The sequence below is a fragment of the Bombella pollinis genome (assembly GCF_026385485.1).
Lineage (GTDB): Bacteria > Pseudomonadota > Alphaproteobacteria > Acetobacterales > Acetobacteraceae > Bombella > Bombella pollinis.
Genome location: NZ_JANIDX010000001.1, coordinates 292469 through 312545, shown reverse-complemented (window position 1 = coordinate 312545; position 20077 = coordinate 292469). Strand labels below are relative to the sequence as shown.

Sequence of the window (20077 nt, the reverse complement as noted above, 5' to 3'; positions counted from 1 at the left end):
AGGGTTAGGCGGTTGTTTGAGTGTTTATAAGCCTTTTGAGCATAATCCCGGTGGCCAAGCGCAACGTCTTGTGCAAGCGAACTTGCCGCCTGCTCGTTTGGCGGTGCCTGTCCCTGTGCCAGGGAATGCGCCATGGCGGGCTGCAACGGCGATGTGGGCGCGGGATATGGTTATTGCGCTTGTTGGGCAGTCCATCCCAGCCGTAGCAAAAATGCCGCAACCGGGGGATTGGTGGGTGCGCCTCGGTGCTGTGAAGGCCGATAATGGCGGTATTCGCCCTCGTTATGCGATTGTTGGGCCAGATGGCAAAGTAAGGGCTAGAGGCTATGGCGCGGTTATTGATGAAGCGGGCTGGCGCGGTGCGGACCCTGATGCATTAAATACAGTGGCCCTCCAAATGGCCCCAGAAATTGCTCATCAACTAACGGAAATCCAAACACGGATGATGATGGATAACCCGCAGAGCTTGATGAATCGCCCTGCACGTATTTGCTTTGATGGCGTCCAAGGTGCGCCGGGGGATGGCAATACGGTGCTTGGCCAAGCCTTTTATACCATGTTGCCTGATGCACATAATAAAGTGCAAACAAAGCATGAGGGGGCGGATTATATTGTTAAAACAACCGTTAGCCTAAAGGATTCGCCTGATGCAGGTCCTCCCAGTGCGGGGCCGCAACAGCAAGTGACGATTATTTGGCATGTCCTTACGCCTGATGGACAAGAGGCCGGTGCGGCAACGCAGATTCATGACGTGCCAGCACATTCTTTGGATAAATCATGGGCAGATGTTGCCGAGGCCGCCGCGCAAGAAGCCGCAGGAGCGGTGCGGACGATTATCACCAATTATTCCGGCCGGGAGCGTAAAGCCCCCCCGGCGCAATCTGATGTAGGAGGGGATGCCTCTAAAGAGAAAGACGGGATGAAGCGGTTCATCGCGGGGGAGGCAAAGAAGTAGCAGAAGGGTTACGGTAGCGTATCTATCTCCTTACGGAATGACATGAGGGCATGATATTAATGTGATGCGCTGTGCCTGTTGTGAGGGGGGATGAGGCTTTATGGGGCAGCCATGTTGCCATCACACCAATGAAGGGCCGTGCAGGTGGCTGCCCTACGCCGTAAGCTCATGACATTGACTAGGCAAGCTGATAAAAGGGGCTGTCCCGTTCCTTCTGCTTTCCTATGAAAAGTATCTATCATGAAGATCGTCGCCTGCAACAGTAACATGCCCTTGGCTCAAGCCGTGGCTGATGAGCTTGAAATCCCCTTGTGCAAGACCTCTATCCGCCGCTTTGCTGACGGGGAAGTGTTTGTCGAGATTCAGGAGAATGTGCGTGGGGAGGATATGTTTGTCCTCCAAAGTACATGCACCCCAACGAACGATCATCTGATGGAGCTGCTCGTCGTGTTGGATGCGCTACGGCGCGGCTCGGCACGGCGTGTTACGGCGGTGATGCCGTATTTCGGCTATGCCCGGCAGGATCGTAAGTCTGGCCCGCGTACGCCAATTAGTGCTAAGTTAGTGGCTAATTTGCTGACAGAAGCCGGGGCTAATCGTATTTTAACGATGGATTTGCATGCGATGCAGATTCAGGGCTTTTTCGATATTCCAACGGATAATCTATATGCAGCCCCGCTTTTTGTGCGGGATTTGTTAAGTCGTCATCCTAATATGGATAACCTCATCGTTGTCTCTCCCGATGTTGGAGGCGTGGTGCGGGCACGGCAGTTAGCACGCCGTTTGAATGTTGACCTTGCCATTATTGATAAACGCCGCGAGCGGGCTGGCGTCTCTGAGGTGATGAATGTCATCGGGGATGTGTCTGGACGTTTTTGCGTGTTGGTCGATGATATTATTGATAGCGGCGGCTCACTCTGCAATGCGGCTGAGGCGTTGATGAAATATGGGGCCGCGGGGGTAGAAGCCTATGTGACCCATGGGGTGCTCACAAGCAATGCCTGTGAGCGTGTGCAAAAGAGTCCGCTCTCTATGCTGACATTAACCGATAGCATCCCCGCCACAGAGATATTGAAGGCAACGCCTAACATCCGTCAGATTTCAACAGCGAATCTTTTAGGGCGGGCTGTGCGGGCCGTGGCGGATGAGAGTTCTGTTTCCACCTTGTTTGATTAAGATTGCTGCGGGAGAGGGGTTAAGTAATGACACAGCTTTGTACAAAGCCGTTCTGGTTTCTTCGGCATGGGGAGACGGAGTGGAATGCTCGCCACCTCTCCCAAGGGCGGACAGATATTCCCTTAAATGAGACTGGCTTAGAGCAAGCTCGGCGTGCGGGCCATCAACTTGCTGACCTTTTTGAGAAAGGGGAGCGGCCTTTTACCCATATTGTCTCCTCCCCGTTAAAGCGCGCTTTTGTCACAGCCGAGTATGTGCGCGAGGCGATTGCTCAGCGAACAGGGATTACCCTCCCATTAAGTGATGATGCTGATTTGCAAGAGGTGAGCTTTGGTGTGCAGGAAGGCAAGCCGATGGGCGATTGGTACAATACATGGATCAATGGCACATTCGTCCCTGAGCAAGGGGAACGGTTTGTAACGCTCAAGGCACGCGGTATAGCCGCCCTTAATCGCGCGCATGATCGTGGCACTGGCGCACCCTTGATTGTAGCGCATGGGGCTCTCTTTCGTGGGTTGCGGGCAGCGATGGGGTTGGAAATTAACGTCCGTTTGCCTAATGCCGTCCCCCTAAAAGCAACCCCGAGTGAGGAGAACTGGGTGCTGGAGATGCTCTCTGCGTAAGTGCGAGGGCCGTTTATCTAGTCCCCCTAGGCCCGTTCCAAAGGGCGATAGGGGGGTAGAGATGTGAGGTGTTTACCAAGGCACCAATGTTGTGGAGAGGTGATCGGCCTCTTTGCGGCTGACGCCAAGGTCATTGCGGTTCCACCATCCCCCGCCGAGGGATTGGAAAAGCCCGACCGTGTCAGAAAGGCGCGTCACCTTATCTTGCGCTACGGAGAGTTCATCTTGGGCGACTTCCATCCGTGCTTGGGCAAGGTCAATTTTGCTGTTATCGCCTAATCTATGCTGGGTTTCTGCAATGCGTAGGGCTTGCGTTGCAGCCTCTAAACCGGATTGATCAGCCATGAGGGTTTTGCTGTCGAGGTCCACCGCGTGCAAACTATCAGCAACATCTCCCACAGCGGAGAGAATAGCGGCTTGATAATACTCTTTGGCTTGTGTGTAGTTTGCTTTGGCTTCGCGCTGTGCATGGAGGAGTGACCCCCCTTGGAAGATAGGCTGAGTGACGGTAGCGGCCAACATCCAGTTGCCCATACCGGGTTTGAATAATTGGCTCATGCTATTAACAGCCTCACCCGGTAGCGCACTAAGCTGCACATTGGGCAGGCGGTTTGCAATAGCAATGCCCAGCTGCGCCCCGGCAGAGCGGATTTGCGCTTGCGCTGCGGCTACATCAGGGCGTTGAAGAATCAGCTGCGCGGGTAAGGAGAGCGGTAGCTCCTCCGGCAGGGTGAAATCTTTTAGCTCAAATGTAGGAAGGTCCGCATTGGGGGTGAGGCCCGCCAAGGTGGCAAGCTGGTCCCGTGTTTGAGCGAGTTGAGTTTGCAGCGGTGGTAAATCCGCTTGAAGTTGGGCAAGAGAATCCCGCAGCAAAAGATGGCTCTGTCGGGATTGGTCGCCAAGGCCAACTTGATTGCCATTAATGGTGAGCATGGCCGTTTGCTGGGCGATCAACATCTCTTTGGCGCGGATTTGAGCGCGTAAGCCAGCCTCAGTAATGGCGGTATTGACGAGATTAGAGATTAAGGTCAGCGTTGTGGCTTCTAGTTGAAAACGCTGAATATCCGCCTGTGCCTTAGCATTACGGATGGCCAGTCGCGATCCCCCCCAGAGGTCAGGGACATAGCCGATATTGAGCTGAGCCGTATGTAAGTTATAGAGCCACTCATTATTGTTTGGCACAGGGGAGAGGGCTTTGGAAGTCTTGTTACGCGTGGGGAGGAACTGCGCGGACACACTCGGATAAAGCGAAGCCCCTTCCACACGCCGTTGCTCCCATGCAGCCTTTAGGCCCGCCTGTTGGGCTTTAAGCGTTGGGCTGTTAGCAAGAGCTTGCTCAATAAGCTGGTTGAGTTGTGGGTTTTGGAACGCTTCCCACCATTTACCTGCAACATCAGCCCCAGCCGTAAAATGCTGCCGCCGCAGGAGGCTATCTTTTGCCGCATTATTTCCGCCTGCCGTTTGGGTAATTGGCTTTTTTGTATAATCGGTTTTGTCTGGCAGAGGGGGGATGTCTTTAGGGGATGGCCCTACAATGCACCCGCCCAGCCCTACGGCGAGTAAAGCGAGGGTACTACAAGCCCGTAAAAGAGGATTGCGCTGGCCTTTATGAGGGCGTTGAGATTGATGCAAAGGCGTGGTCATTTAACCATCCTCCCCATTGCGTAGGGCACGACGTTTGACCTGCTCCTCCAATCGGCAGAAGCAGACAGGTAGAATGAAAAGGGTGAGCAAGGTTGCAATACCAAGCCCGCCAACAACAACCGTGGCGAGGCCGCGTTGTACGTCTGTTCCTACCCCGGTAGCCATAGCCGCAGGGAGCATGCCGACACTAGCCACTGTAGCGGTCATCAAAACGGGACGGAAACGCTCCGCAGCTCCAAGCTGGGTGGCATCACGCAGGCCCATTCCTTCTTTAATATGACGATTGATGTTGGAGACCATAATGATCCCATTTTGAATGGCCACACCAAAGAGAGCAATAAAGCCCACAGCGGTTGCAATATTAAGAGTTTCCGCACGGGCATGCAGCGCGATTAGCCCACCAAGCGCAGCTAATGGAACAATGCCGAGGATGAGTAGCGCATGGCGTAGCTTTTGGAATTCCGCATAAAGCAAGCCCAACATTACAGCGAACATAACCCCCAATGCGGCAACGAGGCGGACTTGCGCGCGTTGGGCCTGTTGGAATGTCCCTGCCCATTCGATACGGAACTTTTGAGGGTCGTAATGGACATTCTGGTCGATGAGTTTTTGGGCATCCGCGAGATATTGGGACATGGGGCGGCTGCCATTATCCACTTGGAGGGTAATTTGCCGTTGGCCCATTTCATGAGCGATGCTGCTCTCCCCCATTTGGAGGCGAATACGCGCGACATCCGCTAAGGGGACGGCACTGCCATCACTCGTGATCAAGGGTAATTGCCCTAGGAGCTGAAGGTTAGAGCGTTGGGCATTATCAACACGCAGCGTTGCGTTATAAAAACGGTCACCTTCAATCACGCTGGTGAGGGGTTCATCACCAATGGCACTATTAATGAGGTCGCTGATATCATTAATGCTAATGCCATAACGGGCGGCTTTGAGGCGGTCTGGCGTGATTTCTATTTGAGGGATTTTAGGCTCTTGGAAGATATCCGCCTGCACTGTGCCCTGTACTTGCCATAAGATATTGACAATCTGCTGACCAAGAACGCGTAAACCGGTGAGGTCATCACCATAGATGCGCATCACAAGTGGACTATGCGCCCCGCCGAGCTGGTCGCTCAGATTATCTTCAATCGGTTGACTGATAGAGAAGGAAATACCGGGGATTTTGTTCAGCCGTGCCCGTAATTTGGTGATGAATTGTGCCTTCGTCTCTCCATTTGCCCACTGATTATAGGGGGTTAGGCCAACAGGCATCTCAATATGAGACGGTGTCCACGGGTCTGTCCCATCATCAGAGCGGCCAAGTTGGGTAATGGCGTAGGATGTCTCTGGGAACTCACGCACAGCACGGCGTACCTCGGAGGCTTTTTCTTGCCCTTGTTCTAGTGAGATACCGGTAGGCATTTGTATTTGCAGCCAGAGCGCGCCCTCATCCAAGTCGGGGAGGAACTCCCGTCCTGTAGTGATACCAAGGGCGATAACGGCGACTAAGGCCACGCCTGCACTGATGAAAGGAATGGTCGGGTGATGGAGGAAGTACCCTAGCAATCTATCATATTTTTTATGCAGCCATGCGAGTGGCTTATTATGCCAGATGGGCCGTGGCTTCCGCAGGGCAAGAAAGGACATTGTCGGGGTGAGTGAGAGGGCACAAAGCAAGGCCCCAAGGAGGGCGAAGCTAACAGTCCATGCCATAGGGCGGAAGATTTTGGCCTCACTCCCAACAAAGGCAAAGAGAGGGCTATAAGCTACAACAATGATGAGCGTGGAGGCAAAAATAGCGCGTCCCGCTCGGCGGGTAATGTCCAAAATATCGGAAGGGTCGAGCGGCCTTGTATGATAATCTTCACGATGGCGGAGGATGACCTCTGTGACAACAATCGCGCCATCGACAATCACGCCGAAATCCACCGCGCCAAGGGAGAACAGGTTAGCGGCCATCCCACATGCACGCATAAGGATGAAGGCGAAAGCGAGCGCAAAGGGAATGGTTACCGCTGTGATAGCCGCACTACGCGGAGAACCAAGGAAGAAGGTCAAGATGATCAATACAAGGCCGATCCCCTCTAAAATGGTCTCGCTGACTTTATCGGTTGTGGACTTAACGAGATTATCGCGGTCGAGATAAGGAACAATGCGGATATGCCGTGGGGCGAGTTGTTTTTGGAGCTTATCAACCTCTGCATGGAGGTCATCCAACACTTGGGAGGGATTGGCCCCGCGGAGCATGGTCACGACCCCTTCAATCGTATCGGGGTTACCGTTTTTGCCCAACATCCCTTCACGCACTTGATGGCCAAACTCGATATGACCAAGCTCGGAGAGAAGGACTGGCACACCATCATGATGGCCGATGACGGTATTGCGCATATCATCAAGGGAGTGAATCTGCCCCACACCACGGATGATGTAAGATTGCTCCCCACGGGTTACACGCCCACCCCCAGCATTGACATTGCTATTACGGATGGCGTTCATCACATCGCTGATGCTAATGCCGTAACGAATAAGGGCATGCGGGTCTAAAATGAGCTGATATTCCCGCGTAAAGCCGCCGAAATTATCAATATTCACTACGCCGGGGACGCGCTGTAAGGCAGGGATAATCTCCCAGCGTTGCACGTCCGAAATGGTCATGAGGTCGCGATCGTCCGATTCCACCGTGTAGCGGTAAATCTCCCCACTAGGGCCGGAGATAGGGCCGAGAGAGGGTTGCGCCCCACCGGTGAGCTGTAGGCCATCTAGTTGGCTTTGGACTAATTGACGTGCGCGGTAAATATCGGCGTTATCATCAAAAATAAGCGTGATGAGCGAGAGGCCGAAGGTGGTGCTAGAACGACTCTCCACCACACCGGGGACGGCGGCCAGCTCGCGCTCTACCGGGGTGGTGACTTGATGTTCCATCTCCTCAGCAGCAAGGCCATTCACTTGGGTGGTGACAAGCACGCTTGCAGGACCGAGGTCGGGATAAGCTTCCACGGGGAGTTGCTTCCACGCGATCATCCCTGTTGCGAACATGGCAAAGGTGAGGAAGGCTATCGCCTTACTATGGTAAAAGCACCATGAGATGAATTTTTCGATAAACATACTGCTCAGCGGCCCTTAATAATCATTGAGCAGAACAGCCCCGTGGGTGATGACGCGTTCACCCGTAGTCAGGCCGGAGAGAATACGGACAGAATCACCTTCTTCATAGCTGATGGTAACATAACGCCTGCGATATGTTTTTGGTGCGACCTCAATAAAGACAGAGATTTGGTCATTATCCATCAAAAGGGCTGTTTTAGGCAGCAAGGGTTGGGCCTTTTGGGTGATGTTTAGTGTGGCCGTGGTAAATTGGCCGGGATGGAGCCGCTCTTGGGGATTGTTGCACCGTAAATAGAGGTTCATCCGCCGTGTATCGGTGCGGAAGGCCGGGTCTTGCGCTGTGACGGGGCCGCTACAGGTTTGGCCGGGGAAGGGGGCCTCTAGCGTCATGGTTGTGCCCAGCATGGGTAAGAGAGACTCTGGCAAACTTGCCTGAACCCACACTGTATCAATGTTAGAAATGGTCATGAGGGCGGCTGTCATATCCGTGACATTTTGTCCTACCCCGGTGGAAATTGCCGTAACAACACCGGAGAAAGGAGCAATAAGAGGCTGGGAACCTTCATCTCCATTGGTCCCAAGGGCTTGTAGCCTTTGTTGGGCGCGGTGGGCTTCGGCTTCAGCTTGTTTAAGGTCATTCTGGGCGGATTGCATATCTTTGACAGCGTTCCCCCCGGCGGCCAAAACACCTACCGCGCGGCGATACGCATTGCGCGCTAGGGTCAGGGCGGATTGAGCTTTGCGGGAATCTGACCAAGCTTGGGCTAAATCGCCAGAATACAGGGTCGCAAGGCTATCGCCCGCTTGGACATGCTGGCCTGTCTGGACATGCAAACTCGCCACGCGCCCAACAACAGGGGAGTGAATATCTATCGTTTGGCCCGGTGCTGCAATAATTTGTGCAGGCAAAGCAACTTGATGAGGGGTAAGAGCTGTACCAATAGGCTCTACAGTTAAGCGGCCATCAAGCGGGCCACCGGCACGGATGCGCAACAATTCGCCATCATGCGTAACGGCTGGTGGAGGGCTGCTCTCGATCACGCGATGAGGCATGAGAGCCCACAACCCTAAAAAGATGATAAAGACAAGCAGGGAAGTGCCGATAATTACAAAGTTACGCGAGACACGCATTATCAGAAGGTTCTCCGCTCATCTGATGGCTAAGGTAATATGAGAAATATTCTCGCATAGCTGGAGCTGTTTGTCACGACAGAGCCGGTTTAAAAAGGGATTTAGTAATCATAAATGAGAGATTAATGTCAGCTATTGGTTGCTGACAAAACATAATAAGACGGGCCGCAGAATGACCACGGCCCGTCTTAATTAAGGAGATACTCTATTATAGAGTGCCTTAGAAGCGGTATTCGATACCAGCACCAACAACAGTTGGGTTTACGTCATCATGAACACGGACGCGCCCACCTGTAATGGGATTGCCGCGCTTGCTGAGATGGACGCTCTGATTAAGCAGCAGGATTTGTTTGATGTCGAAGTTGAAGAACCAGTTGCCAACCAGCTGATAATCAAAGCCGAGATTGAAGCTTGGGCCGACATTGGTCTTCATGTGCATCGCATCAAAGACGGCACCATTGCCAATACCATTGAGGTTTTTAGCGGCGTGCATATTGTGGAAGATAGCCACTGTGATGCCAAGCCCAGCATAGGGGTTAAAGCGTTTATGTGGGCGGAAATGGTAAGCTGCTGTCAGCGTTGGGGGGAGAATCCAGAAGCTACCAGCATCCAGCTTGCCGAGCTTACCTACATGGGCTGCAGCCTCATGACGGGTGGAAGATGCGATGAGATCTAATGATAAATGATCCGTCAGGAAATATTCGAGCGTTAGCTCTGGCATAGCCTGATTGGTAACAGATGTATTGTGACGGAACACATTACCACCTGCGAGCGTTGCAGCGGGAGAGCCTTCTGCCAGACGCACGCGGGAACCTGTATTATTTGTAATCACCCCAAGAGCGGAGAGACGTACAACGAAATCGCCCTTCCCAAAGCCGATTTTTGTGCTAGCGCATGTCTTAAAGAGGCCACAATGCTCATTTGCCGGCGGCTGAAGATGAATCGAGGCATCCGGAGCCGCTTGCATGGTTGTGGTGGTCGTTACAGGAGCTCTAGCAGATGGAGCAGCTGCTTTAGCAACCCCGAAAGAAGTGGTTCCAAATGTCACTAGCGCGGCTGCGGCCATCCGGGTGAAGGTGCGGCTCATGGTTGGATAAGACCCTCAATATGGTTTAAGACGATAAGACGGAAGATGGATAAAAGTTAATCGTTCCTCTCTGTCTCCTAAAACGCTTTTTTTGCTATGGCAAGAGGAAAGTTATAACTGTAATAGATTTAAAAGAATAAACTATTAAAGCTTTAATTTTCAATAGAGATAGCTTTTTCCAATAACTGTTATCGGAAGAGTTGCTTTTCCATCTTGAGATTGCATCGCCTATGCCGTAACGGAGTGCCAAAATCAGCGGGCAAAGGATTGGCTATGGAGCGTGACTTGATGGAGGCTGTAAAGGAGCGTTGCAGCAACTGCCCGGGTCGGACTGTAAGTATATGCAATGTTATAAATGATAGTGACCTGCCTGCATTAGTTGCTGAATCCTCTAGGGTTATTATCCCTCCGGGGCGTTGTTTTATAGAAGAGGGAACGCCAGCGCGTTATTTTTATGTCCTCACGAGCGGGCGAGTAAAGCTTTTTAATTTGATGGTGGATGGTCGCCGGCAGATTATTGGATTTGCAGATTTAGGTAATTTTTTGGGCCTTGCGTCCTCCGAGACATATGAGTTCACCGCTGAGGCTCTTGGTGAGGCTGTGTTATGCCGTTTCTCCCATTCTTCTATCGATCGCTTAATAGAGCGTTTCCCTCGTTTGCGTGGGCGGTTGCAAAAGGAGGCCTCAAGCGAGCTTGTTAAGATGCAGTCGCGTCTTATGCTGTTGGGGCGTAAAACAGCACGGGAGCGACTTGCGACCTTCCTTATGGAGCAGGCCCGCCCTTGTTGTGTCTATGGGAAGGTATGGTGCAATGAGGATGGCCCTGTTACCTTGTCTTTGCCTATGTCCCGGACAGATATTGCCGATTATTTAGGTCTGACTATTGAGACGGTTAGCCGGACCTTCAGCACCTTTAAGAAGGAAGGGCTGATTAGCATAAAAGGGGCCAGCTCTGTTACATTGCTTGCTGTAGGTAGCTTGAATAATTTGGCGAATGGGATGTTATAAGAGGCGTGTCAAGCCTTGGTGAATGGCCTTTTTGTAACTTTATTAAAGGCCGTTCTGTGGTGTAAGGACAGTGACACGTCTTTGCGTATTCATGAGGAGTTTAGCATGAAAAACCGTATTCTTTTTTCCACGATGCTGCTGGCATCTTCTTTCGCTCTCATTCCGCAGGCTCATGCTTATGATCCGAATGACCCGCTCTCTGTTCAGAGCAGCTTGGATAGCGTCTCCAAATCTATCCAGAATGAAGAAGGGAAGATCAAAGCCCTTCAAGACAAATACGCTGGGGCTCCTGCTCGTGAGCGTGCTAAGCTGCAAAGGCGCATTGATGCGATGAAGTCTGACCTTAAGCAGCGTCAGGAGAAACTTCAGAACTTGCGTGATAAGTACAAGAACTTAGCATCCGATAAAAAAGCTGAGTTACAGAAAAACATTGATGATCGTAAGCAGCAGATCAAAGACCTGCGTGATAAGTATAAGAATGCTCCTGCTGAGCAGAAGCAGAAGATTAAGGACCAGGTTGATGCTCAGAAGAAGAGCTGGGATGATCAAAAACAGAGCCTGAAGGATATGCACGATAGCAACGTGCAGGCTGGTAAGGACTTTGTACATTCCTTAAAGGGTGGGTTCTAATCGACACCCTTGTATAAAGGTTAGTCTTATCAGGCTGATAGCAGGGGGTCGCTCTTAGGGCGGCCCCTTGTTCTTTTGGTATAACCCCTCCATATAGAGGGCGATAATAGAGACAGACGTTCTCGGGGCAGGGTGTAATTCCCTACCGGCGGTGTTGGTGGCCCTAGGCTACCTCAGCCCGCGAGCGTCCTACCCTTCGGGGTAGGAGACAAGCAGACTCGGTGTGATTCCGGGGCCGACGGTGATAGTCCGGATGAGAGAGAATGCGTTTTTCTGCTTCTGCTATGGTGTTATGCCCATCATGGCGGGGGGAGAAGGCGTGACGTCGCCGCGAACGTCCCTGAGATGATTGGGGACTGATGATGACTATTGTGTCGGATAAGGCACAGCAGATAGGTGAGACCTCCCCGTCCCTAACGGCGGTACGGGCTGGGTTTCAGCAGGCTATTAAGGAAGCCGTGCAGACGATGGGAGCAACAGCTCCTAATCCATCCGTTGGTTGTGCGCTGCTGGATGGTGAGGGGCGGCTCCTCGCGGTTGGGGCGCATCCCGCAGCAGGCCAAGCTCATGCAGAGATTATGGCACTAGAGCAAGCGCGTATGCGTGGGGTGCTGGAGCAAGCCCGCATTGCCCTTGTAACGCTGGAGCCCTGTAATCATCATGGGCGTACCCCGCCTTGTAGCGAGGCATTAAAGCAAAGCCCTGTGCAAACCATTTGGATTGGCACACGCGATCCTAACCCAATGGCGGCAGGTGGGGCGGCTCATTTAGCGGCTGGGCCTGCACCCAAAGAGGTGCGGTTTGTAGCAGAGGAACCTGCTTTAGCCACCTTTGCGCGGGAATGTCAGGCATTAAATGCGCCATTTACCCAGCGCGTAACACAAGGCCGCCCGTGGTTGAGTGTGAAGCAAGCGTTGGATGAACAAGGGAGTATGATTCCTCCCAAAGGGCAGAAAACCTTTACCTCCCCGGCATCGTTGCGGTTGGCGCATCAGCTCCGTCGTGCCTGTGATGCACTTGTAACAGGGGTGGGGACAGTCTTAGCCGATACGCCCTCTTTTACCGTGCGGCATGTCGCAGACCATAAAGCGCGCGCTTCTCGGCCTTTGATTGTGTTGGATAGGCACAACCGCCTTCCTCGTGCGTGGGTTTATGCGCGAGAGGCGGAGGGGTTTCATGTGGAACAATGCCGCGACCTTTCAGCCATGCCCGCTCTATTGGGCGAGATGGGGGTGAATTGGGCCTTGATAGAGGCTGGCCCTACTTTGTTGGAGAGTGTGAAGGCCGCTGGTTTATGGGATGATTGGCTGACCATTCATCATCGGGGCGGTGGTGAAGCAGATCATTACACTATGACGCTACGGCACGGGGAGGATGGGGCGATAAGCCCAATCCAACTGCTGCGTATCTATGGGGGATGAAAGATGTTTTCTGGCATTATTGAGCATGTAGGTGAGGTGCAGTCCGTCTCTTTGCGGGATAAAGCGATGGATATGCGCATCGCTACGCATTTTACGGACCTTACCGAAGGGGAAAGCATCGCAACCAATGGTGTGTGTTTAACCGTTACCCATTTTACGCCGGAGGGTGTGGCGGACTTCCATTTAAGTGGGGAGACATTAGCCCGTACCTCTCTTGGTGCGTTAACCGCTGGGGCCCGTGTGAATCTAGAGCGTGCGGTGAGCTTACATACCCGCCTCTCCGGCCATATTGTGCAAGGCCATGTTGATGGGGTGGGGGTTCTAACCCATAAGGAAGCAGCGGGGGACTCGCATCATTTACGCATCTTTATGCCAGCGGCGTTACGCCGTTATGTCATTGAGAAAGGCTCCATTACCATCAATGGGATTAGCCTGACAGTGAATGAGATTTACGAGGCGATTCAGCATGATGGGCAACAGGGCTTCGAAATCGGCCTGATGATTATCCCTCATACATGGACTCATACCGACCTCTCGACACTCAAAAACGGCGCACGCGTGAATCTGGAGGTCGATATGATGGCGAAATATATTGAGACACTCCTTCGTCATAGCCCAGAGGAAGCCTTACTTTATAAAGGGAGCCAGCCGTGACACGCGCAGAGCTTGCAGAGATGTCCCCTACATTAAGGGCGGCGATTCAGGCGGTGCGGGAAGGCCGCATGGTCGTGATGGTGGATGATGAAGACCGGGAGAATGAGGGCGATTTGATTCTTCCGGCACAATTTGCCACAGCAGAGGCCATTACCTTTATGGCGCGGCAGGCTTGTGGGTTGATTTGCCTCTCCTTAGAGGCAGAGCAGATTGAGCGGTTGGGCCTCCCCCCAATGGTGGCAGAAAATCGTGACCCACGCGGCACGGCTTTTACGGTGTCGATTGAGGCGGCACATGGTGTGACCACTGGCATTTCCGCTGCTGAGCGTGCCCATACGATTCAGGTTGCTTCTGCCCCAGATGCAGGGCCAGAGGATATTATCTCACCGGGCCATATGTTCCCTTTACGGGCGAACCCAGACGGTGTGATGGCGCGGGAAGGCCATACAGAGGGGGCTGTGGACCTCATGCGCTTGGCGGGGCTGCGTCCTGCTGGGGTGATTTGCGAGATTATGGCTGAGGATGGCACGATGATGCGCCTGCCAGAGCTACGGCTTTACGCGCACCGCCATGGCTTGCCGTTAGTCTCCATTGCCGAGATGCGCCGTTGGATTGCGGCCCATGGTCGTGCCGATGTTGGAGAGATTGGCTCAGTAGAGCAGCTCCCTCCTGAAGCGGTTGATTGCGCTGTTGCAGATTTACCGACTTGGTGCGGTGGGGAGGGGATGCGCGCTCATGCATTTCGTGGTGCTGATGGGGTGGAGCATCTCGCTCTCGTCAAAGGGGATGTAACGCAACATACCCCTCTAGTGCGTTTACATTCCGAATGTGTAACGGGGGATGCGTTAGGTTCGCTGCGGTGCGATTGTGGCCAGCAGTTGCAAGAAGCCCTCAAGCGTATTTCTGTCGCTGAAGCGGGTATTTTACTGTATATGCGCGGGCATGAAGGGCGCGGTATTGGTCTTGTGAACAAAATCCGCGCTTATGAGTTGCAGGAGCAAGGGATGGACACTATTGCGGCGAATGAAGCCCTTGGCCTCCCTGCGGATGCACGGCGGTGGGACATGGCCGCCCAAATGTTGGCCGCATTAGGGGTGACGCGTTTGCGGCTTTTGACCAATAACCCGGAGAAAGAGCGCGGCTTAAAAGAGGCTGGCTTGGTTGTAGAAGGGGTAGAACGCCTCGTCATCCCGGCAAACCCGTTTAATCGCCATTATCTTGAGACAAAACGGACCCGTATGGGTCACGCTCTATAGGAGATTGTTTGATGAGCAAACATATTGCTACAGCCCCTGCCAATTTGCAGCTTACCCCAGCCCCGAAGCTTGCTCTTTTGGTAAGTCGTTTTAATCCTGATGTTACTGGTGGGTTGCGCAATGGCGCGTTAGAGTGGTTGAAAGAACGTGGCATTGATGAGAGCGTTGATATATACGAGGCTCCCGGTGCGTTTGAGCTACCTATTATGGCCCAACATCTTGCCCGCAAAGGCATTTATGAGGGCGTTATCTGCCTTGGTTGTGTCATTAAGGGAGATACGGCTCATTTTGAGTTCATTTCTCTAGGGGCGACCATCGGCATTATGCAAGCGCAGCTGGAGACGAATGTACCGGTCTCTTTTGGTATCCTAACAACCTATACAGAGGACCAAGCCGTTACACGCTCCCGCAGCGATGAGCATAATAAAGGCCGCGAAGCCGCCGCTGCCTGTGTAGAAACTGTTGCCTTTCTGAGGAAGTAAGGAGATGCAGGGGCGGATATAGCTCCGCCCCCTGTCTCATGGTTGGTGTGGACATTCACGGTGAAAGTCCACCACAATATGGTTATCGCGTTTATATAGATTATAAAAACGCCTTTTAATAATTGCATCATAAGAGCAAGAGGCACGTATATTTAAGGCTTCTTGTTTAGAAAATTCACTATTTTCAAGTAGTTCTGGTATAAATGCAGCATTATCTTGTAGTCCTTTCATCTTCATTAAGAAATATGAAAAATCCCACTCTCTAAACAAGAAATCTCTTTCGGCAATGGCACGTCGGTGGTGTAGAATAGATTTTGCGATAGGTGGAACAGGTGTATCAATTATGCCAGTAGAGTCCTGAAAATGAATCATTGAGTTGAATGAGTAATCTATATCGTGTGGTGTCTTATATCCTAATGGTGGTTGATGGTGCGTTAGATTGCGTATAATAACAGGCCGACCGTCAGAAATAGAATATACATCCTCAACAATTTTTGAAGCTATGTCCATATTCATCTCTTGAATATCATGTAGAGCATTCCCCCATAGATAGGAGAATATAAAGGGGATAAAAAGAGTATAAGTTGCAATAGCTATAGATATTTTATTTTTGTATAAGGTTGGTTGTGGACCTATATTGAAGAAAATAGCGATAGATAATAAAACCCCATTAGCCATTAAAGTGCGCATACTATATACGGGGTGATATAGAAGAATAAGGGGGCCTGTCAAAGAGAAAAAGGCGAATACCAAAAAACCAAACGCCATCATCACAGAGTTTGTGCCACGGTTTTTATAAAAAATATGCAACATTCTTATAAAACTAATGGTCAATATTACACCGAGAATTTCTTCAAGATGTCCTCCTTTTATGCCAAATTCAGAAAGTGCATTTTCAGATAAATGGAAAAGGTTTTTTATTATATAAAGAGGTTTAAATATCGTACGTGCATGCTCCTGAGCATATATGTGCAAGTGAATTATCTTTGATTCAATTTTATAAATCAGTAAAGAAGAAATAATAAATATCATATTACGATTGAAATATGAAAAAGTTATTCTAGGTGATGAGTTATATAATTTTATAAGAGAGGAAAAGGCAATAAGACTCAAAATAACATTGGCAGAAGATTGATAGAAATTAAGTGCGCATAAGCTCCAGAATATTTTATAAAGGGTCGTTTTAGCTGACCAATTCTCATCTTTAACGGCTATACTCAGTATAGCACATGATAGTGCAGACCCCATAGTAAGACTATCAAATCGATAGGATAAGTTCTGCAAAAAATATGGTGAGCATACAATAAAAGAAAGGGATAAAATTGCTGATATAGTGTTCATTTTCCATTTTGCGGAGAGGATAGTTAAACTAAAAGATAGTATTAATATAGACAATAGTTGCGTTAAGGGAGATATATCATAAATAGAATGAGAGGCATCGAGGAGGATATATAATAATTCAGATAGTACTCTACCATCATGGATGAAATAGATTTTGTGCCTGATTTCTCGGGGTATATCGTCAAAGTAAAAAATATTTCCATGCAGAATAGAGTATACAAAAATAAAAAAAATCACAAAAAACGTTAAAAATCTCTGAATAAATATTTTATTATCTTGGAGGGAAGAAAACATGGTTGCTATCCTTGTTTAAATATGAAAAGCTAATCTAGCTGCTTAGAAAATTACCGTCAAGACAATAGTTATTCCTTATGGTTTGGTGGTGTAGTATAAACCTAATGGCGTTTACGGATGATATATACAGGGCGTTGTTTAGTTTCCATGTAAATTCTACCAATATATTCTCCGAGTATCCCGACAGTTATCATTTGAATGCTTCCAAAGAAGAGAATAGCAAAAAAGATGGATGTATACCCTTGTGTTCCATTTCCATAAAGTAATTTATGGAAAACAACAAAAAAACCATAAATGATAGATAAAATAGCACCTATAGTGCCGAGATAGGTCCATATTCGGAGTGGAATGGTAGAGAAGCTGGTGAAGCCTTCTAATGCAAGGTTCCATAAGGAAAGCGGAGTAAATTTGCTCTCTCCCGTTTCTCGAGCTTGCCTTTTATATGTGAGAGTTTCTGTTTTGAAGCCAACATAGGCAAAAAGTCCTTTCATAAAGCGTTGGCGTTCTGGCAATAGTTTTAGCGCATCAATGACGCAACGATCTATAAGGCGAAAGTCTCCAACATTTTCTGGTATTTTTAAAGGAGAAAGCGCATTATGAGTCCGGTAGAATAAGCTTGCGGTGAAACGTTTGAGGACATGGTCTGTCGTCCGGTCGGAACGTTTTGCTAAAACGACCTCCGTGCCCTCCTCCCATTTTTTCACCATTTGAGGGATAAGAGAGGGGTCGTCCTGTAAGTCTGCGTCAATAATGATAGCAGCGTCTCCTGTGGCTTCATCAAGGCCGGCGGTCATAGCAGCTTCTTTACCAAAATTTCTGGAGAACTCAATGATTTTAAGTCGATTATCTTGTTCTTGTAAACTGGTAGCAATTTCAACAGTTTTGTCTGAGCTTCCATCATCAATTAAAAGAACTTTCCATGTGATATGGGGAATATTGTCAAGGATGTTGTTTAGGGCGTGTAAAGACTTAATAATATTTTTTTCCTCATTGTGGCATGGGATTATTACTGAAATGACGCGAGAAATCATTTGGGTATCATACTCCAGAGAGGAACGCTCTTGGTTGCTTTTAGAAAGGGGATCATCTTTTTTCAAGAGAAATATGTATCTTATAGACACAGAGATTAAAATGTATTACAAAAGCCTCGCTCTCTCTAAGAATAAGGTAATGAGTTATGGAAAAGGTAAAAAAAAGTAGCATATTACCTATTATTTTAATAATTTATGGAGTATTTGTTGCGTATAGGGAGGTCTTCTCTCTTTGGAAAGTTGATAGCGATATAGCTGTTTTTCCTGTCATGATTAGATACTTTCTAACGGAGGGATGGAGTGCCCTTAAAACATTTCATTTTCCAATAGATAATTGGTTTTTTTCGATTATTATTCCGTATGGAATTGTATTTCATTTTTTTGGTGAACAATCAACGCTTCTCCTTGTGTTGGGTGCTGTTGTTTTTTGTCTTACGGCTTTTTTTGCCGGACTTTTGGTTTTTAAGCTTTCTAGTCTAAATCAAGGACTTTGGTGTGGGGCTTTAATATTAGCTGCACCACAAATTGCGTTAGGGCGTGGTGGGTTCTTGTTATACTCAGTAGCACACAATGCTTCGATGCTTTGGGGATTGTTTGGAGTTTTATTGTGCTTGCTTTCGATTAGAAAACAAAATATTTTTTTTCTTATTCTTTCTGGAGTTGTTTTCTCTCTTTCATCTTTTTCTGATCCGTGGATGTTGCCAGTATTTGTTCTTCCAATAATCATTTCGTCATTTATAATGTTCTTTTTAGAATCTGGTCGGAAAAGGTTGTTCTATACAGTATGGTTTTTTATAGGACTTTTTGTAATTATTTTTTCTGAAACGCATTGTTTGGGATTGTTCCCTATAAGTGCAATATACAAAAAAGGTTTTACAAGTGTTAATCTTTCGTGGAAGTCTATTATTTTTACCTCAGCTTCTGTGTCTTATTATTTTAACTTTATTCCGCTTCTTAATTTTAATAATTTTTACGGTGTGTTGTTGAGTGAAGAAAAAAGAAATGCTTTGTTGTATTATATAGCGATGGTTGTAAACTTTTTAATTTTCTTTTTCATAATCTATACACTCATAAAGTCGATAAAAAGAAAGTATCTTTTTCCTGAAAGAGAGAATTTATTTACTTTTATGTTGTTTATTTTGTCAATTTTAGGCATTTTTTCAGCCTCCGTTGTGTTTAAAGGTGTTAATAACATCCGTCTGGCAAGATACATTGTCAATATATACTATGCTTTGATTATATGTGTATGCTTGTTGCCGTGGAAGTCAATGGATCCGAGTATCCGTAAGAAGTTTTATGCTTTGGGTTTTTTATTTCTATCAGCTAGTATTTTGAGCAATAAAAGCGTTTGGAAGGGGCCTGCTCTTTTATCATCCTTTGATGTAGAGAATGAAGTGATTTCATTTTTAAATAATGAACAGATTCAGTATGCTTACGGAGACTATTGGGGGTTGGAAGCGCATACTATCACATGGAAAAGTCATTATGAGAAAGTTGTGCGTCCTCTTCTTTATACGATGGATTATCATGGATTCTTACCGACGATTTGGACGTCTCCAAATTGGTATCACGTGCCGTCTTCACAGAAGTGGGTTTTTGTTCTGACTAACCTAGGTGATGATAGAGTCTGTCCTCCATATCCATCATGTAGAGAAGCTGTTCTGAATCAGTTTGGTTCACCACTCTACATAAAGCAAAAACATCAGGTTACATTTTTTGTATATGCAGGGAACAAAATGAATCTGCCATATGATATTAATGTTGAAAATTGGAAGAAACCTCTGAGTATATCTTATGATTCGGTGTTGTCGTGGAAAGATTTTTATCCAGAAATAGAGCTGAATGGTAATAACCTTATTTCGGTTGATGGTTGGGAGTGGGCCAAGCATGGAGTGGTGACTACGGAGGAATATGCAACTGTCCATGTGCCGGTTTTAGATAGGTCTTCCACTCTAGTGAGAATGTGGGTGCATCTTTCTTCAAATAAAATGGATCAATTACCTGTAGATGTTCTTTATAGAGGTAAGGTAGTAGCGCAGTGGGTGGTGCCATCACATGAATCTATCTATTATTTAGAACTTCCCATTGAGCCAGGTCAAAATAGTTTGGACTATCAATTCCATATTCTTAATTACAAGGCAAAACAAAAACCGGTTAATGGGATAAGGATGTATCGGGTTAAAGTGCTGGATCATGGAGGATGAGGTTATGGTGTATTGTTTTCATGCAGGTAGTGGTTGTTTAATACTTA

At 48.7% G+C, this 20077-nt stretch carries 16 protein-coding genes and 1 riboswitch; of the genes, 10 read left to right on the top strand and 6 right to left on the bottom strand.

Going from position 1 to position 20077, the window contains the following annotated elements; genetic code table 11:
* Positions 1-16: 16 nt before the first annotated feature.
* The 3 genes from NQF89_RS01440 (at position 17) to NQF89_RS01430 (ending at position 2754) form a co-directional block, all read left to right on the top strand.
* Positions 17-955 (top strand): hypothetical protein, encoded by a 939-nt coding sequence (locus NQF89_RS01440; RefSeq protein WP_196424556.1) that lies wholly within the window; start codon positions 17-19, stop codon positions 953-955.
* Between the two features lie 240 nt (positions 956-1195).
* Positions 1196-2131 (top strand): ribose-phosphate pyrophosphokinase, encoded by a 936-nt coding sequence (locus NQF89_RS01435; RefSeq protein ID WP_155572539.1) that lies wholly within the window; start codon positions 1196-1198, stop codon positions 2129-2131.
* Positions 2132-2157: 26 nt separating this feature from the next.
* A complete protein-coding gene (locus tag NQF89_RS01430; RefSeq protein WP_266137331.1) occupies positions 2158-2754 on the top strand; it encodes a histidine phosphatase family protein in 597 nt (198 codons plus the stop codon).
* Between the two features lie 72 nt (positions 2755-2826).
* Here the strand turns inward: NQF89_RS01430 and NQF89_RS01425 are convergent, their stop codons facing one another.
* The 4 genes from NQF89_RS01425 to NQF89_RS01410 all read right to left on the bottom strand — a co-directional run bounded on the left by NQF89_RS01425 (position 2827) and on the right by NQF89_RS01410 (position 9688).
* Positions 2827-4398 (bottom strand): efflux transporter outer membrane subunit, encoded by a 1572-nt coding sequence (locus tag NQF89_RS01425; protein ID WP_266137330.1) that lies wholly within the window; start codon positions 4396-4398, stop codon positions 2827-2829.
* Positions 4399-7491, bottom strand: coding sequence for an efflux RND transporter permease subunit (locus NQF89_RS01420; protein WP_266137329.1), 3093 nt, complete (start codon positions 7489-7491; stop codon positions 4399-4401).
* 15 nt (positions 7492-7506) lie between these two features.
* Entirely contained in the window at positions 7507-8622 is a 1116-nt protein-coding gene (locus NQF89_RS01415) for an efflux RND transporter periplasmic adaptor subunit (protein WP_266137328.1), read from the bottom strand.
* A gap of 220 nt (positions 8623-8842) precedes the next feature.
* A complete protein-coding gene (locus tag NQF89_RS01410; RefSeq protein ID WP_407652342.1) occupies positions 8843-9688 on the bottom strand; it encodes an OmpW/AlkL family protein in 846 nt (281 codons plus the stop codon).
* Between the two features lie 294 nt (positions 9689-9982).
* Between NQF89_RS01410 and NQF89_RS01405 the strand changes: the two genes are divergently transcribed.
* The 6 genes from NQF89_RS01405 (at position 9983) to ribH (ending at position 15160) form a co-directional block, all read left to right on the top strand.
* Complete coding sequence (locus NQF89_RS01405) at positions 9983-10717, top strand: Crp/Fnr family transcriptional regulator (RefSeq protein WP_266137326.1); 735 nt, start codon at positions 9983-9985, stop codon at positions 10715-10717.
* 105 nt (positions 10718-10822) lie between these two features.
* A complete protein-coding gene (locus NQF89_RS01400) occupies positions 10823-11347 on the top strand; it encodes a hypothetical protein (protein ID WP_155572545.1) in 525 nt (174 codons plus the stop codon).
* Positions 11348-11461: 114 nt separating this feature from the next.
* Positions 11462-11616, top strand: a riboswitch (FMN riboswitch).
* A 93-nt stretch (positions 11617-11709) separates the two neighbouring features.
* Positions 11710-12768, top strand: coding sequence for a bifunctional diaminohydroxyphosphoribosylaminopyrimidine deaminase/5-amino-6-(5-phosphoribosylamino)uracil reductase RibD (gene ribD, locus NQF89_RS01395; protein ID WP_407652341.1), 1059 nt, complete (start codon positions 11710-11712; stop codon positions 12766-12768).
* Between the two features lie 3 nt (positions 12769-12771).
* Positions 12772-13422 carry a riboflavin synthase gene (locus NQF89_RS01390; RefSeq protein ID WP_099026574.1) on the top strand — a complete coding sequence of 217 codons (651 nt, stop codon included), beginning with the start codon at positions 12772-12774 and terminating at the stop codon, positions 13420-13422.
* Positions 13423-13442: 20 nt separating this feature from the next.
* Entirely contained in the window at positions 13443-14678 is a 1236-nt protein-coding gene (ribB, locus tag NQF89_RS01385; RefSeq protein ID WP_266137381.1) for a 3,4-dihydroxy-2-butanone-4-phosphate synthase, read from the top strand.
* An 11-nt stretch (positions 14679-14689) separates the two neighbouring features.
* Positions 14690-15160: a 6,7-dimethyl-8-ribityllumazine synthase gene (gene ribH, locus NQF89_RS01380; protein WP_266106668.1), complete on the top strand. Its 471-nt coding sequence runs from the start codon at positions 14690-14692 to the stop codon at positions 15158-15160.
* Between the two features lie 36 nt (positions 15161-15196).
* Here the strand turns inward: ribH and NQF89_RS01375 are convergent, their stop codons facing one another.
* Positions 15197-16795 carry a glucosyltransferase domain-containing protein gene (locus tag NQF89_RS01375; RefSeq protein WP_266137324.1) on the bottom strand — a complete coding sequence of 533 codons (1599 nt, stop codon included), beginning with the start codon at positions 16793-16795 and terminating at the stop codon, positions 15197-15199.
* A 101-nt stretch (positions 16796-16896) separates the two neighbouring features.
* The gene (locus NQF89_RS01370) at positions 16897-17892 is read right to left on the bottom strand and encodes a glycosyltransferase family 2 protein (protein WP_266137323.1); all 996 of its coding nucleotides are present in this window, start codon (positions 17890-17892) and stop codon (positions 16897-16899) included.
* A gap of 80 nt (positions 17893-17972) precedes the next feature.
* Between NQF89_RS01370 and NQF89_RS01365 the strand changes: the two genes are divergently transcribed.
* Positions 17973-20030, top strand: a complete 2058-nt coding sequence (locus tag NQF89_RS01365; RefSeq protein ID WP_266137322.1) for a hypothetical protein — start codon at positions 17973-17975, stop codon at positions 20028-20030.
* Positions 20031-20077 lie beyond the last annotated feature (47 nt).